The sequence below is a fragment of the Streptomyces sp. NPDC001781 genome, from assembly GCF_053596035.1.
In genome coordinates, this window is sequence record NZ_JBSFFI010000029.1 from 13,642 (window position 1) to 27,824 (window position 14,183).

The 14,183-nt window shown below is 72.6% G+C and carries 15 protein-coding genes and 2 tRNA genes; 14 read left to right on the top strand and 3 right to left on the bottom strand.

Features of this window, described 5'->3' with window-relative positions; all coding sequences use genetic code 11:
- Positions 1–39 precede the first annotated feature (39 nt).
- The 5 genes from proB to ACWCV3_RS23450 all read left to right on the top strand — a co-directional run bounded on the left by proB (position 40) and on the right by ACWCV3_RS23450 (position 4,898).
- The gene (proB, locus tag ACWCV3_RS23430; RefSeq protein WP_451227599.1) at positions 40–1,146 is read left to right on the top strand and encodes a glutamate 5-kinase; all 1,107 of its coding nucleotides are present in this window, start codon (positions 40–42) and stop codon (positions 1,144–1,146) included.
- Positions 1,147–1,306: 160 nt separating this feature from the next.
- The gene (locus ACWCV3_RS23435; protein WP_451227449.1) at positions 1,307–1,732 is read left to right on the top strand and encodes a hypothetical protein; all 426 of its coding nucleotides are present in this window, start codon (positions 1,307–1,309) and stop codon (positions 1,730–1,732) included.
- Between the two features lie 73 nt (positions 1,733–1,805).
- Positions 1,806–3,092 carry a glutamate-5-semialdehyde dehydrogenase gene (locus ACWCV3_RS23440; protein ID WP_451227452.1) on the top strand — a complete coding sequence of 429 codons (1,287 nt, stop codon included), beginning with the start codon at positions 1,806–1,808 and terminating at the stop codon, positions 3,090–3,092.
- Between the two features lie 92 nt (positions 3,093–3,184).
- The gene (locus tag ACWCV3_RS23445; protein ID WP_451227455.1) at positions 3,185–3,742 is read left to right on the top strand and encodes an SCO2584 family spore wall biosynthesis protein; all 558 of its coding nucleotides are present in this window, start codon (positions 3,185–3,187) and stop codon (positions 3,740–3,742) included.
- An 88-nt stretch (positions 3,743–3,830) separates the two neighbouring features.
- Positions 3,831–4,898: an SCO2583 family membrane protein gene (locus ACWCV3_RS23450; RefSeq protein ID WP_451227458.1), complete on the top strand. Its 1,068-nt coding sequence runs from the start codon at positions 3,831–3,833 to the stop codon at positions 4,896–4,898.
- A 10-nt stretch (positions 4,899–4,908) separates the two neighbouring features.
- Here the strand turns inward: ACWCV3_RS23450 and ACWCV3_RS23455 are convergent, their stop codons facing one another.
- Positions 4,909–5,997 carry a M48 family metallopeptidase gene (locus ACWCV3_RS23455; protein ID WP_451227461.1) on the bottom strand — a complete coding sequence of 363 codons (1,089 nt, stop codon included), beginning with the start codon at positions 5,995–5,997 and terminating at the stop codon, positions 4,909–4,911.
- Between the two features lie 99 nt (positions 5,998–6,096).
- On the opposite strand from ACWCV3_RS23455, the gene ACWCV3_RS23460 reads away from it, so the two are divergent.
- From ACWCV3_RS23460 to ACWCV3_RS23500, 9 genes are all read left to right on the top strand, one after another.
- On the top strand, positions 6,097–6,261 hold the full coding sequence (locus ACWCV3_RS23460; protein WP_451227464.1) for a hypothetical protein: 165 nt from the start codon (positions 6,097–6,099) through the stop codon (positions 6,259–6,261).
- A gap of 128 nt (positions 6,262–6,389) precedes the next feature.
- Entirely contained in the window at positions 6,390–6,554 is a 165-nt protein-coding gene (locus tag ACWCV3_RS23465) for a hypothetical protein (RefSeq protein ID WP_451227467.1), read from the top strand.
- Positions 6,555–6,609: 55 nt separating this feature from the next.
- A complete protein-coding gene (gene nadD, locus ACWCV3_RS23470; RefSeq protein ID WP_451227469.1) occupies positions 6,610–7,287 on the top strand; it encodes a nicotinate-nucleotide adenylyltransferase in 678 nt (225 codons plus the stop codon).
- Between the two features lie 16 nt (positions 7,288–7,303).
- Positions 7,304–8,998, top strand: coding sequence for a LytR C-terminal domain-containing protein (locus ACWCV3_RS23475; RefSeq protein WP_451227472.1), 1,695 nt, complete (start codon positions 7,304–7,306; stop codon positions 8,996–8,998).
- Positions 8,999–9,158: 160 nt separating this feature from the next.
- Complete coding sequence (gene rsfS / locus ACWCV3_RS23480; protein WP_030814988.1) at positions 9,159–9,602, top strand: ribosome silencing factor; 444 nt, start codon at positions 9,159–9,161, stop codon at positions 9,600–9,602.
- Positions 9,602–10,270 carry a histidine phosphatase family protein gene (locus ACWCV3_RS23485; protein ID WP_451227475.1) on the top strand — a complete coding sequence of 223 codons (669 nt, stop codon included), beginning with the start codon at positions 9,602–9,604 and terminating at the stop codon, positions 10,268–10,270. The genes rsfS and ACWCV3_RS23485 overlap by 1 nt, the downstream gene beginning before the upstream one ends.
- A gap of 107 nt (positions 10,271–10,377) precedes the next feature.
- Positions 10,378–10,450 (top strand) — tRNA-Ala (locus tag ACWCV3_RS23490).
- 322 nt (positions 10,451–10,772) lie between these two features.
- Positions 10,773–11,006 (top strand): hypothetical protein, encoded by a 234-nt coding sequence (locus tag ACWCV3_RS23495; RefSeq protein ID WP_006136074.1) that lies wholly within the window; start codon positions 10,773–10,775, stop codon positions 11,004–11,006.
- A 120-nt stretch (positions 11,007–11,126) separates the two neighbouring features.
- Positions 11,127–11,199: transfer RNA gene (locus ACWCV3_RS23500), tRNA-Ala, on the top strand.
- Positions 11,200–11,308: 109 nt separating this feature from the next.
- Here ACWCV3_RS23500 and ACWCV3_RS23505 read toward each other — a convergent pair.
- Both ACWCV3_RS23505 and ACWCV3_RS23510 read right to left on the bottom strand, forming a co-directional pair.
- Positions 11,309–12,919, bottom strand: a complete 1,611-nt coding sequence (locus ACWCV3_RS23505; protein ID WP_451227478.1) for an NADH-ubiquinone oxidoreductase-F iron-sulfur binding region domain-containing protein — start codon at positions 12,917–12,919, stop codon at positions 11,309–11,311.
- The gene (locus tag ACWCV3_RS23510; RefSeq protein WP_451227481.1) at positions 12,916–14,109 is read right to left on the bottom strand and encodes a cytochrome b/b6 domain-containing protein; all 1,194 of its coding nucleotides are present in this window, start codon (positions 14,107–14,109) and stop codon (positions 12,916–12,918) included. The genes ACWCV3_RS23505 and ACWCV3_RS23510 overlap by 4 nt, the downstream gene beginning before the upstream one ends.
- Between the last annotated feature and the right edge of the window lie 74 nt (positions 14,110–14,183).

The following is a 14,183-nucleotide window of genomic DNA, read 5'->3' on the forward strand; positions in this document are numbered from 1 at the left end:
AGAGGGGAAGCGGGCAAGGTGGCAAGCGCAAGGCAGACCGTGGGCGAGGCCCGGCGGATCGTCGTCAAGGTGGGGTCCTCCTCGCTGACCACCGCCGCCGGCGGACTCGACGCGGACCGGGTGGACGCGCTGGTCGACGTGCTGGCGAAGGCGCGCGGCGGCGGGGACAAGGAGATCGTGCTGGTCTCCTCGGGCGCCATCGCCGCCGGACTCGCGCCCCTGGGGCTGGAGCGCCGCCCCAAGGACCTCGCCCGCCAGCAGGCCGCCGCCAGCGTGGGCCAGGGACTGCTGGTCGCCCGGTACACCGCCTCCTTCGCGCGCTACGGCGTCCGCGTCGGCCAAGTCCTGCTCACCAGCGACGACATGAGCCGCCGGGCCCACCACCGCAACGCCTCCCGCACCCTGGACAAGCTGCTGGCGATGGGCGCCTTCCCGATCGTCAACGAGAACGACACCGTCGCCACCGACGAGATCCGCTTCGGCGACAACGACCGGCTGGCCGCCCTCGTCGCCCACCTCGTCCACGCCGACCTGCTGGTCCTCCTCTCCGACGTCGACGGGGTCTACGACGGCGACCCCGCCCGCCCCGGCACCTCCCGCGTCGCCGAGGTGCGCGGCCCGGCCGACCTCGCCGGAGTGGAGATCGGCAGCGCGGGCAAGGCGGGCGTCGGCACCGGGGGCATGGTCACCAAGGTCGAGGCGGCCCGGATCGCGGCCGCCGCCGGCATCCCCGTGGTCCTCACCAACGCCGTGCACGCCGCCGACGCCCTCGCGGGCGGCGACACCGGCACCTGCTTCCACCCCACCGGCAGGCGCTCGGCGGGCCGGCTGCTCTGGCTGCAGCACGCCTCCGCCCCGCAGGGCTCCCTCACCCTGGACGACGGCGCGGTGCGCGCGGTGGTGGAGCGGCACAGCTCCCTGCTGCCGGCCGGTATCGCCGCCGTCAGCGGCGAGTTCAGCGCCGGGGACCCGGTGGAGCTGCGGGACCGGGCCGGGCACGCGGTGGCGCGGGGACTGGTGAACTTCGACGCCAGGGAGCTGCCGCAACTGCTCGGGCGTTCGACCCGCGAGCTGGCACGCGAGCTGGGCCCGGCCTACGAACGCGAGGTCGTCCACCGGGACGACCTGGTACTCCTGCGCCCCTGACCGGCGGCGCGGCGCCGGAAATGCCGGGCGGGACGGAGGACCCCGGTGGGGGACGTTCCGTAAAACCGCCACGCGGAGCCCGGCGGCCTGCTCAACTTTGTTGCGGGGGCGTGTTGAAGGGACACGTCCCGTCAAGGGGCCATGCGTGAAGGAGGCCGTCGTGAGACGAGTCCGTCCTGGGGCGGCGTCCCGCGGTGCTCTGACGAGCGTCGCGGCGGGGGACACCTACGAGGAGCCCACGGACCTGCCCCGCCTGTGGCACGTCACCCTCAGCGTCTCCGGGGAGCACGTCCCCCTCCAGGATCTGCGGCGGGCCCTCGAACAGCTCGCCCACGACCACCCCTTCCTCCTGACCAGCAGATACGCCGGCGACCACGCGGAGATCCGGTACTGGGAGGAGGCCCGCGACCTGCACGACGCGGCCGCCGTCGCGCTGCGGCTGTGGGGCGAGCACCGGCAGACCGCCGGGCTGCCGCCCTGGGAGATCGTCGGCCTGGAGGTCATCGACCGCGAGACCTACCACCAGCGCATCGCCGAGGGCTACGGGCCGGCACCGGCCACGCCCGTGGGGGTGCACCCGTTCTGAAGGGGCCCCACGCCCCGTCTCGCGGTGCGGAACAGCCTCCGGAGAGCCTCGCGCCCCGCACTACCCTTCCCCCATGACCACGCTCTCCCCGTACGACTCCCTCTCTCCGGTCACGCAGGCCGCCTACCGGGCCAAGGCGGCCGCATCCGCCCTCGCGCCGCTGCCGCGCGCCGACAAGGACGACGCGCTGCTCGCCGTCGCGGACGCGCTGGAGGTCCGCACCGCCGAGATCGTGGCCGCCAACGGCCGTGACGTGGCCAGGGCGCGGGAGAACGGCACCAGCGAGTCCGTCGTGGACCGGCTCACCCTCACCCCCGAGCGGGTCCGTGCCATCGCCGCCGACGTGCGCGACGTGGCGAAGCTGCCCGACCCGGTCGGCGAGATCGTCCGGGGCAACACCCTGCCCAACGGCATCGACCTGCGCCAGGTCCGCGTCCCCCTCGGTGTCGTCGGCATCATCTACGAGGCCCGCCCGAACGTCACCGTCGACGCCGCCGCGCTCTGCCTGAAGTCCGGCAACGCCGTCCTGCTGCGCGGCTCCGCCTCCGCCTACGAGTCCAACACCGCCCTGGTCCGGGTCGTCCGGGACGCCGTCGGGGGCGCCGGGCTGCCCGCCGACGCCGTGCAGCTCGTGCCGGGGGAGAGCCGGGAGAGCGTGCGCGAGCTGATGCGTGCCCGCGGTCTGGTCGACGTGCTCATCCCCCGCGGCGGCGCCTCCCTGATCCGGACGGTGGTCAGCGAGTCCACGGTGCCCGTCATCGAGACCGGCACCGGCAACTGCCACGTCTACGTCGACGCCGAAGCCGACATCGACATGGCCGTCGACATCCTGGTCAACTCCAAGGCCCAGCGGGTCAGCGTCTGCAACGCCGCCGAGACCCTGCTGGTCCACCAGGACATCGCCGCCGCCTTCCTGCCCCGGGCCCTGGAGGCGCTGGCCGACGCCGGGGTCACCGTGCACGCCGACCCGCGCGTCCTGGCCCACGCCGAGGGCACGAGGGCGACCGTGGTGGAGGCCGTGCCGGAGGACTGGGAGACCGAGTACCTGTCGTACGACATCGCCGCCGCCGTGGTGGACTCCCTCGACAAGGCCGTCGAGCACATCCGGCTGTGGAGCTCCGGCCACACCGAGGCGATCGTCACCACCAGTCAGCAGGCGGCCCGGCGCTTCACCCGTCTGGTGGACTCCGCCACGGTCGCCGTGAACGCCTCCACCCGCTTCACCGACGGCGGCCAGTTCGGCTTCGGCGCGGAGATCGGCATCTCCACCCAGAAGCTGCACGCCCGTGGCCCCATGGGCCTCCCGGAGCTGACCAGCACCAAGTACATCGTCACCGGTGACGGCCACCTGCGCCCCTGAGTGTGCGGGCATCTCCACGAAGCGGCCACGGGACGGCGGACGAATTTCTGTACCGTCTGCCCAAATTGACCCCCCAGGTCTACTCTGGACCCGTGCCGGAGGACGTGGGGGGCGCGCCGTTTCCCGACGGCTGGGAGCCCGACGACGACCACGACCGCGGAAGGCCGGACGAAGAGTTCGCCTCCGTGGTGTTCGACGCGGCCTTCGTCGCCGCAGCCACCGTCCACGAGCCCACCGCCGTGGAGCGCCTCCTCGCCGCCGCCGAGGCGAGAGCCGAGGCTGCCGAGACCGACGCCCGCCGCACCCACGCCCCCGCCGACCCCTACGACGAGGGCTACGGCCCAGACGGCACCGGTTTCGGCCACGACCTCGACGACGACCTCGACGGCCGCTACGCCCACGACGGCCACGAGAGCCCCCTCGCGGGGCTGCGCTGGCACCGCCCCGTGGCCTGGCTGCTCGCCGTGGTGATGGGCGTCGGCATGGTCGCGCTTGCCTTCGCCGCCGTCTACCGGGGCGCCTCCGCCGGCAACCGCGACCGGGTGCCCGCCCCCGCCTCCACCGGCCTCGGCCGGGACGGCGCGGCCGTCCCCTCCCTCACCGCCGAGCAGTCCCGCCCGGCCGTCCCCGCGGTTCCGCCCACGCGCTGACCTCGCCCGACGCTCTTGGTGGGAACCTGACAGAAGTTGTCGCGTACCGGCGCGTTTACCCGAGGCCGCCGCGACCTACCCTGAAGGTATGGGCGGGCCTGGAGACCCACCGGACGGCACCCCCGAGGGCGCCCCCGGCGGTGCCGAGGACGAGTACCGATCCGTCGTGTTCGACGAGTCGTTCGTGCGTGCTGCCCGCCTCCAGGAGTCCTCCGCCCACGAGCGCGTCAGCGACCACGCCCCCGCCGTACGCCGCCGCCCGCCCCTGCGCCGGGGCATCAGCAGGCAGGTGATGGTGCTCCTGCTGCTGCTCGCCGTGGCCTTCGGCACCGCGGTCTTCATGGGCTTCCGTCACCCGTACGGCGCAACCCCCGTCAGGAGATCCACCGAGCCGCTGCGCATGAGCGTCGTCCCCCTCGCCCCACGCGGCCCGGTGCCCGGCGCGCCCGACGCCGGCACGCTGTACGCCCGCAGCCCGGCCACCCGGTTCGCGGTGGGCCTCGCCGGCATCCCGCTGCCCCCCTCCCAGCCCACCGCGCACTTCTCCGACAGCCAGGTCCTCGCGGCCCTCGACACCGCCCGCAAGTACGTCCTGCACTCCGCGCTCGACCCCGACGTGCTCACCGGCCGCCAGGTACGCCCCGTACGGGCCCTGATCGCCGCCGACCAGCTCGACCAGTTCGACCGGAGCATGAACGCCCCCACCGCCGACGGCAGGCACGCGCCCACCGGCTGGATGGTCCGCTTCGACCCCGCCCGCACCGCCCTCGCCGACGACGACATCCGCACCCGGGGCGCCCTGACGGTGACCGAGTCCGACCCCGCCACCCTCCAGGTCGTGGCCGACGGCACCTTCGTCTACGCCCTGCGCGCCGCCGGCACCGAGGGAAGGACCCCGGTGTCCCTGTTCACCGTGCGCCGCGAGCTGACCTTCCGCTTCGACCGCGAAGCCCTGCGCATCGGCCAGACCCGGCTGACCGTCTCCAGCACCGAGGCGGGCCCGCTCTCCTGCGCCGGGGACACCACCGCCTACCTGCGGCCCCTGCTGGCCGGCGAGCACGCCAAGCCGGGCGGGCCTCCCGGCACCGACCCCTACGGGACCGCCGCGCCCTCCCTGTGCGGCACACTCGCCGACACCGCCCAGCCGCACATGTGAGCGCGGGCGGTCAGCTCCCCGCCGGGGCGTCCTTCGCTTCACCGTCCTGCGGGGGCTGCCCGGTGAAGCCGTCGAAGCCCCGCCGCACCCGGCCGCCCAGGCCGCCCGCGCCGCCCGCGAGGTCCGAGACCAGCTTCATCAGCGGGTCCTTGCTGGTGCGCACCTCGCTCGCGTAACTCGCGGCGGACTGGCGGAAGGACTCACCGACCCGGGCGTCCTTGTCCTCCTCGCGGCGCGGGTAGTGACCGTCCATGATCCGCTGGAAGTCGCGCGAGTCCGCCCACTTCTTCAGCTCGGCCGCCCGGATCGTGGTGAAGGGGTGCGAGCGGGGGAGCACGTTGAGGATCTTCAGTACCGAGTCCCGCAGGTCGCCCCCGGCCTCGTACTCCTCGGCCTGCTCCAGGAACGCGTCCACGTTCATCTCGTGCAGGTGGTTGCCGCCCGCGATCTTCATCAGGCCGCGCATGGACGCCCGCAGGTCCTGGCCCACCAGCAGCCCCGCCCGGTCGGCCGACAGCTCGGACTTGCGGAACCACTCCCGCAGCGCCGTCACGATCGCCATGATCGCCACATTGCCCAGCGGGATCCACGCCACCTTCAGCGCCAGCGAGGTCAGGAACAGCAGCACCGTGCGGTACACCGAGTGACCGGACAGCGCGTGGCCCACCTCGTGGCCCACCACCGCCCGCATCTCCTCCTCGTCCAGCAGCTCCACCAGACCCGTGGTCACCACGATCACCGGCTCGTCGAGCCCGATGCACATCGCGTTCGGCTTCGGGTCCTGCGTCACGTACATCGCCGGGACCCTGTCCAGGTCGAGGATGTAGCAGGCGTCCCGGAGCATGTCACCGAGGTGGCCGAACTGACGGTCGGAGACCCGTACCGAGTCGGACAGGAACAGCAGCTTCAGGCTCCGCTCGGGCAGCAGGCCGCTCAGTGCCTTGAACACCGTGTCGAAACCGGTCAGCTTGCGCAGCGCCACCAGGGCGGAGCGGTCCGCCGGATGCTCGTAGGCGCGCGAGGAGATCCCCGGGAAACGGCTGCGGTGCCTGCCCGGCACGCGCTCCCGGCCGGCCTGCTCGTGGCGGTCGTCGGACATGTCTTCCCCCTGCGTCTCGGAAACCCGCTGCGCCCCCCGGACCGGGCCCAGCCTAGGCGGATATACCGTGGACGGGCAGCACCCCTAAGGAGCCGAGTCATGGAGCACCACCCCGCAGCCGCCTGGCTGACCGAGGCCGCGTCGAGCGCCGTCCAGCAGCAGGGACCGGGCAACCTGCTCCGGATCGTGCTGATCGTCATGGTCGTGGGCTGCGCGCTGACCGGCTTCTTCCTCCTGCGCGGCTACAAGCAGAAGGACGACTGACGTCTCCTCGGGGTTCCCGCCGGGCCCCGCACGCCCCTTTGCCGGAGTCGGCGTGATCGCCGAGGGGGTACCCGCTTACGATGGGCAGACGTCTTTATCCCGCCCACACGCGATAGGTCACGCCGAAGATGAGCCTCCACAGCACCGCTGCCCAGTTGGTCACTCTCGCCGCCGAGGGCGCAGAGCACGGCGGCAACCACAACAGCCTGAACCCCGCGATCACCGGCGGCGGCGCCCTGTTCGTCCTGCTGCTCCTGCTGTGGATCACCACCCGCTTCAACCGCGACCGCTGAGCCCCGGCCGGTCCCCGGCGAGAAGCCGCAGGCCGGGCCGGTAGGGTCTGCACGCATGGGAGAGCACGACATGCCTACCGGTCCGGCGGAGGGCACCGTCGACGAACGGCAACGGGGCACGGCGGACCACGGCCCCGCCCGCACGGGCCGGCGCAGGCTCGGCGTCATGGGCGGCACCTTCGACCCGATCCACCACGGGCACCTCGTCGCGGCCAGTGAGGTCGCCGCCCGGTTCCGGCTGGACGAGGTGGTGTTCGTGCCCACCGGCCAGCCCTGGCAGAAGTCGCACCGGGCCGTCTCCCCGGCGGAGGACCGCTATCTGATGACGGTCATCGCCACCGCGGAGAACCCCCAGTTCTCCGTCAGCCGCATCGACATCGACCGCGGCGGCCCCACCTACACCGTGGACACCCTGCGCGACCTGCGCGCCCTCAACCCCGACACCGACCTGTTCTTCATCACCGGCGCCGACGCCCTCGCCCAGTTGCTCACCTGGCGCGACTCCGAGGAACTCTTCTCCCTCGCCCACTTCGTCGGCGTCACCCGCCCAGGCCACCAGCTGACCGACGCCGGCCTGCCCGCGGGCGGTGTCTCCCTGGTCGAGGTGCCCGCGCTGGCCATCTCCTCCACCGAGTGCCGGGCGAGAGTCGCCAAGGGGGACCCCATCTGGTACATGGTCCCGGACGGGGTCGTCCGCTACATCGACAAGCGCGAGCTGTACCGCGGCGAGTGAGCCGAGAGGGGCACCGGTGAACGACCGATACGAAGCTGGGTACGGCGACGGCAGTCACGGGGGGGACCAGTACGAGATCGTCGGCTACGACGACCACGGCCGCCCGGTGTACCAGCAGGTCCCGTCCGGCGGGCAGCCGCAGCAGCAGACCTACGACCCCTACGGGCGGCAACAGGGCTACCCCCAGGGCGGTTACGGCACCGGGCAGCAGCAGCCCGTACCGTCCGGCCACGACCCCTACGGGAGGGGGAGCGCCCCCTACGACCCGTACGGGACCGCCGCCCACGACCCCGCCCCCGGTCACGACCCCTACGGGCAGGCCGCGACCGGCGCGCAGCAGCCGAGGGTCACCGAGCAGACGGCCTACATCCCGCAGCAGGCGAGGCCCGACGGGGAAGGGAAGACCGCGGCGTCCCCGGCCGAGGGCCAGGAAGCGGGCGAGGACGGGGAGTTCGCGTTCGTCGAGGAGCCGGACGGCGAGTCCGAGGACGTCATCGACTGGCTGAAGTTCACCGAGAACCGCACCGAGCGCCGCGAGGAGGCCCGCCGCCGCGCCCGCAGCCGGATCGTCGCCCTCTGCGTGGTCGCCGCCCTGGTCGTCGCGGCCGGCGCCGGCTACCTCTGGTACGCCGGGAAGCTGCCCGGCCTCTCCTCGTCCGGCACCGCGAACGGCACCACCGCGGCCGCCGGCGCCCAGAAGCGCGACGTGATCGTGGTCCACCTGCACGACACCGGGAAGCGCGGCACCTCCACCGTGCTGCTCGTCGACAACACCACCACCCGGCGCGGCACCACCGTCCTGCTCCCCAACTCCCTCGCGCTGAGCGACGATTCGGGCAGCACCACCACGCTCGCCAAGTCGGTGGACGACGACGGCTCCTCCGGCACCCGCGACCAGCTCGACACGGTCCTCGGCACCGACATCCAGGGCACCTGGCGGCTGGACACGCCCTACCTCCAGAACCTCGTGGAACTGGTCGGCGACATCGAGATCGACACCGACACCGACGTGCCCGACCCGGACGCCGGGAAGAAGGGCGCCGCCCCGCTGGTGCACCAGGGCAAGGCGCAGACCCTCAGCGGCAGGATGGCCGTCGCCTACGCCACCTACCGGGGACCCGGCGAGACCGAGAACGCCCAGCTCAAGCGGTTCGGTGACGTCATGCAGGGTGCGCTGCGCAAGCTGTCGTCAGACCCGTCGGCCGCGACGACCACGGTGCAGACCCTCGCGCAGATCCTCGACCCGCCGCTGACCGACAAGGACCTGGGCACCTTCCTCGCCAGGCTGGCCGACCTCGCCAAGGACGGGAAGTACCGGACGGTTCCGCTGCCCGTGCAGGGCGACGGCACGCTGACCGCCCAGACCAGCGACAGCGTGGTCAGGAACATCCTGGGCGGAGCCGCCAGGAGCCCCGGCGCCGGCACCGCCGTCCGGGTCGCCGTACAGAACGCCACAGGTGCCAGGGACGACACCGAGAAGGCCCGCGTGACCCTGCTGGGCGGCGGCTTCGGCTTCATCGAGGGCGGTACCGCCCCGGGTGCCAGGAGCGCCTCCGAGGTGCTCTACTCCGACCCCGCCGGCAAGCAGAACGCCACCGAGGTCGCCAAGACCCTGGGCCTGCCCGCCGGCTCCGTGACCAAGGGCGCGGTCTCCTCCGGCGCCGACGTCCTCGTCGTTCTCGGCCAGGACTACCGGCCCGCCGCTCCCTGACCGGCCGGGCCCACCCCACGTGCACACCGGAACACGTGGGGTGGGCCCGGCCGCGCGTGAGACCCTTGGAGTCCTGGTGCCACCGGCGGGCGCCCCGCCCCCGGCCGGGCCCACCCGAGTCCTCGCACCCCGCACCCCGTCCTCGAACGAAAGCCGCACAGTGACCGCCACCGACCGTTCCCTCGACCTCATCAACACCGCCGCCCAGGCGGCCGCCGACAAGCTCGCCCACGACGTCATCGCCTACGACGTCAGCGACGTGCTGTCGATCACGGACGCCTTCCTGCTGGCCTCCGCGCCGAACGACCGCCAGGTCCGGGCGATCGTCGACGAGATCGAGGAGCGCCTGCTGAAGGAGCGCGGCGCCAAGCCCGTCCGCCGCGAGGGCGACCGCGAGTCCCGCTGGATCCTGCTCGACTACGTCGACATCGTCGTCCACGTCCAGCACAGCGAGGAGCGCGTGTTCTACGCCCTGGAGCGCCTGTGGAAGGACTGCCCCGAACTGGAGCTTCCCGAGGAGGCCCGCGCCACCCGCGGCAAGGCCGAGGAGCACGCCAAGCTGCACGCGGACGAGGCCGGTGACGAGCCCGGCCAGGAGCGCTGATGAGCGCCACCGGTGAGGTGACCGACCGTACGGGCCCGGGCCGCCGCATCATCCTGTGGCGGCACGGCCAGACCGCGTGGAACGTCGAACGCCGCTTCCAGGGCACCACGGACGTCGAGCTCACCGGGACCGGCATCGCCCAGGCCCGCCGGGCGGCCCGGCAGCTCGCCTCGCTCCGCCCGGACGCGATCATCGCCTCGGACCTCAGGCGCGCCTCGGACACGGCGGGTGAGCTGGCCGCCCTCACCGGCCTCCACGTCGTCCGCGACGAGGCACTGCGCGAGACCTACGCGGGCGTCTGGCAGGGCCTGACGCACGAGGAGATCATCGCCAGGTTCGGCGACGACTACGCCGCATGGAAGCGCGGCGAGCCGGTCCGGCGCGGCGGTGGCGAGCTGGAGACCGAGGTCGCCGACCGGGCCGCCCCCGTCGTGCTGCGGCACACGGAGAAGCTGCCCGAGGACGGCACCCTCGTGGTGGTCAGCCACGGCGGCACCATCCGTACGACCATCGGCCGGCTGCTCGGTCTGGAGTCGCACCACTGGGAGAGTCTCGGCGGGCTGACCAACTGCTGCTGGTCGGTGCTCGGCGAGGGCGCCCGCGGCTGGCGGCTGCTGGAGCACAACGCCGGCACCCTGCCCGAGCCGGTCCTCGGCGACGACGACTGAGCCGCACCGAAGCCCCCCGGCCGGGGCCCCGGGACCCGGATTTCACTTTCCGGCAGGTCACAGGCTAAAGTTCTTCTTGTTCGGCCCGCGGAGCGGGAAGGACGCGAGGGGCTATAGCTCAGTTGGTAGAGCGCCTGCATGGCATGCAGGAGGTCAGGAGTTCAATTCTCCTTAGCTCCACAGATCGGCACTCCTGGTGGGTGCGCAGAGATCGGTGATGAAGATCCCGTCCCCTCGAGGGGCGGGATCTTCTTCTTGTCCCCCGCTCCGGCCGCCCGCTTGAGTCGTTCGCGTTCCAGGGTCGTATACCTCCGGGAACGGTCTTCGCCAGGGGGCGACCGTGTCCGGACCGGTACTGAGGCGTCGCTGACCGTGCAGGCCCGGCCGTGGCAGAATCAGACGGCCGGAAGGGGGCTCGGCCCGACGGGAGGGAGTGGCGATGCCTGCGAGCATCCTTGGAGGTTCCGCGCACGTGGCCCGTGGCCATAGCTGGAGCTGAGCGATGGGTGCACACAGGCGGAAGTGCGACTGGTGCGGGAGCGGCACCCCGATCGTCCGCGACATGGAGCCGATCAACCCCGACTACCAGTACTGGTGCGAGGAATGCGCACGGGCGCTGATCATAAAAGGCGACCCCATCGAGACGTACCGCGAACTCGAGGGGGAGCCGATCTACGGCCGGCTGCTGGAGGAGCACTGCACGCTCAAGCGGTTCTACTCGTTCGTCACGGCATAACGGACATTCCGTCCGCGTCCGTGCCGAGAGTGGGCCGGTGCGGGAACCGATTTGGTGTTCCACCCCCTGGTCCGTGTAAAGTTGGCATCGCCGCCGGGGAAACCGGGCGGAAAACAGCAAGGGGCTATAGCTCAGTTGGTAGAGCGCCTGCATGGCATGCAGGAGGTCAGGAGTTCAATTCTCCTTAGCTCCACAGGAAACGAAGGCGGACCGTCGTAAAGACGGTCCGCCTTCGTCGTGTTGGCGGATCTCGTCGGCGAGCGGGCGGGCCGTCCTCGTCCCGGGCGGCCCGCCCGCTCGCCTCAGCGGCCCAGTGCGCGCCGTCCCCGCCCCTGGGAGACCACCGGGAGGTTCCGGGCGGGCGCCTGGCCGCGGGTGTCCTCCTCGATGCGCAGGGCGAGCGCGGGGCAGCGGCGCACCGCGCGCAGTGCCTTCGCCTCCGCGTAGCGCGGGACCTGGGCCTGGGCGACCGTCGGGAAGCCGTCCGCGCCCAGCTGGAAGACCTCCGGGAGGATGTCCGCGCACAGCCCGTGACCCCGGCACAGCGTCCAGTCGACGTAGATCTTCTGGCGGCTGCCGCCCGAGTCCTCCGGCGCCGCGCCGCCCGTGAGACCGGCGGGGAGCTGGCCGCCCTCGAACAGCGGCAGCACGCCCTCCACGGGGCGTCCGCAGCCGTTGCCGAGGACATGGGCGGCCAGGTCGTCCGTGAACGCCTTGATGGTCGACTCCAGGAACATCGCCGAGCCGTCCGGGTGCGAGCACGCCCCGCGCCGCTTCACGTTCTTGGCGACCTGCTTCAGCGCCTCCAGCGCGGCCGGGCCGCCGCCGTTGATGATGTCCTCCATGCCCCGTGCGGCGGCGGGCAGCCCGAGGTAGCACGGGCCGCACTGCCCGGCGCTCTCGTCGGCCAGCCACTGCGCCACCCGCAGCGACTCGCCCAGCGGGCACGTCTCCTGACTGATCGGCAGGATCGCGCCCGCGCCCAGCGCACCGCCCACCGCCTCCAGCGAGTTGCGGGAGACGACCGCCTCGTTCACCGTCGCCGCGTCGATCCACTTGCCGTGGTACCCGCCGGTCAGCACACCCTGCGGCACCGGCGGGGCGCCCGCCAGCTGGAGGATGTAGCGCAGCGGCACACCCGTGGGGGCCTCGATCACCATGGGGCGGGCGACCGCGCCGGACACCGTCAGCATCACCGTGCCCGGCTCGTCGTACAGACCGGTGTTGCCGTAGCGCTCGGGACCGATGCGGGCGGCGATGGCCAACTGGGCGAAGGTCTCCGCGTTGGAGAGCAGGGTCGGGGCTCCGCCGACGCCGCTCTGCGAGGCGCTGATCTTGCGGCCGGGCGGGATCGCCGGGCCGCCGTCCACCGAGCGGATCAGGGAGGCGGCGGCGCCGGTGACCATGCGCACCGGGTTGCGCTGCACCCAGGCGCGCAGGGCCGAGCGGCGCGAGTTGCTCAGGCCGCGCTCGGCGAGGGCCGCCTCCATCGAGCGCTGGGTGGACTCGCGGGTCACGCCGATCACCAGCGTGCGCGCGCCCATCGCCTCGGCGCACAGCAGCGCGCCGTCCAGGATCAGGTGCGGGGCACGGTTGATCAGCACCGTGTCCTTGCGGCAGGCCGGCTCGTCCTCGCTGCCGTTGACGACCACGACCGGGCGTACGCCCTTCTTGATCGCCGCCTCGGCGACCGCGCGGAGTTTCTTGTGGAAGGGGAAGCCCGCGCCGCCGCGCCCCTTGAGATGGATCTTCTCGGCGAGCTGCGCGAGCTGCTCACCGCCGAGCGGCTCCAGCGGCCCGTGCACCTTCAGGTGCATGGGCAGGTCGAGCCGCTCCACAAGGTCGAAACCCGACGTGAGCTGGGGAAGTCCGACCACGCGGACCTCGGGGACGTCGGGAAGGGCCTCGTTCACCTATGGCCTCCGGAAGGCGTGTTCCAGGGCTCGCCCGAACCCGGCGCGTCGTACCCGGCGCCGGGGACCGCTTCAGAGGCGGGGCCGCTGTTGAACGTTTCGAAGGAGTTGTACGTCCCGTACCGGGCGTTCGTCTCACCGGTGTCGTACACATCACTTCCGCCGTACCCGGGGGCGCCCGGATCGCCATAGGCGGGGATGTTGTATCCGGTGTCCTGCATCGGGTCGTAGGAGGAGGGCGGGGCCTCGCCGACCGGGGGCGGGGACGGCACCGGCCAGCTCGGCCCGGAGCCGGCGGGGTTCACCGTCTGCCGGACGGTGCCCGGGCCGCCCGCGGTGCGGTAGGCGGCGGCGAAGCCGGGGTCCGGGGCGGGGGCGGCCGGGGACTGGTACAGCGGCCCGGAGGGGGTCTCGGGGGCGCGGCGGGGCTCGCGGCGGTTGTCGAACCCGGGCTCCTCGCGGCGGCTCCGGCTCGCCTCCAGGCGGTCCAGGTCGGAGGCGTCGGCGCCGCCGAAGAGGCCGACCACGCGGTCGGCGAGCCGGTGCTTGACCGGGCGCGGGGCGGCGCGCAGCGCCAGGCCGGCCATCACACCCAGCAGGGAGAGGCTGTAGAGGATCACGAAGACCGGCTTGGCCTGGCGGCCCGCGTACAGCCCATGCACCAGTGCCGCGCACCACGCCGGGTAGGCGAGCATGTGCATCGCGCGCCAGCGGGCGGCCACGGGGGCCGGGGTGGCGAAGTTGCTGCGCAGGGCGCCGGTGACGCCGACGAAGACCATCAGCAGGCCGGCCAGGGAGCCCAGGCCGATCAGCCCGCCGCTGCCGGTGACGCCGAGGGAGAAGGGGACCAGGGCCGCGATGAGCTGGGTGTGTTCCAGCGCGATCTTGGTGGTGATGTGCAGCAGCAGGAACGCGATCGAGGCGACCGCCGTCGTCCGGTGCACCGCCTGGCCGATGATCCGCTGACGCGTGTTGAGCAGCACCCGGTCCTGGGCGACCAGGCCCCAGATGACCGAACAGCTCAGCGAGACGAGGGACAGCACGCCCGCGCCGAAGTTCAGGAACTCCTGGAACTGGCTGCCTCCCACCAGCACGACCACCGGTATGAGCAGCAGGACGACAGCGGACGCCACACCGTAGGCCGACCGGCCGGGCTTGGGGAGCGAGCTGTTACTACGACGAGGGTTCATGGGGGCAACTCCGAGCAGTTTCGGGAAGGCGGTCCCGCTGCCGAACTCTAGGTGGAGCCATACCGATCAGTACG

Bases quoted from the DNA above. Each gene is read 5' to 3' on its own strand.
- ACWCV3_RS23460 (WP_451227464.1), top strand. From the start codon at position 6,097: ATGGAGCACCACCCCGCAGCCGCCTGGCTGACCGAGGCCGCGTCGAGC.
- ACWCV3_RS23510 (WP_451227481.1), bottom strand. From the start codon at position 14,109: ATGAACCCTCGTCGTAGTAACAGCTCGCTCCCCAAGCCCGGCCGGTCG.
- ACWCV3_RS23485 (WP_451227475.1), top strand. From the start codon at position 9,602: ATGAGCGCCACCGGTGAGGTGACCGACCGTACGGGCCCGGGCCGCCGC.
- ACWCV3_RS23465 (WP_451227467.1), top strand. From the start codon at position 6,390: ATGAGCCTCCACAGCACCGCTGCCCAGTTGGTCACTCTCGCCGCCGAG.
- ACWCV3_RS23440 (WP_451227452.1), top strand. From the start codon at position 1,806: ATGACCACGCTCTCCCCGTACGACTCCCTCTCTCCGGTCACGCAGGCC.
- ACWCV3_RS23495 (WP_006136074.1), top strand. From the start codon at position 10,773: ATGGGTGCACACAGGCGGAAGTGCGACTGGTGCGGGAGCGGCACCCCG.
- ACWCV3_RS23455 (WP_451227461.1), bottom strand. From the start codon at position 5,997: ATGTCCGACGACCGCCACGAGCAGGCCGGCCGGGAGCGCGTGCCGGGC.
- nadD (WP_451227469.1), top strand. From the start codon at position 6,610: ATGGGAGAGCACGACATGCCTACCGGTCCGGCGGAGGGCACCGTCGAC.
- ACWCV3_RS23450 (WP_451227458.1), top strand. From the start codon at position 3,831: ATGGGCGGGCCTGGAGACCCACCGGACGGCACCCCCGAGGGCGCCCCC.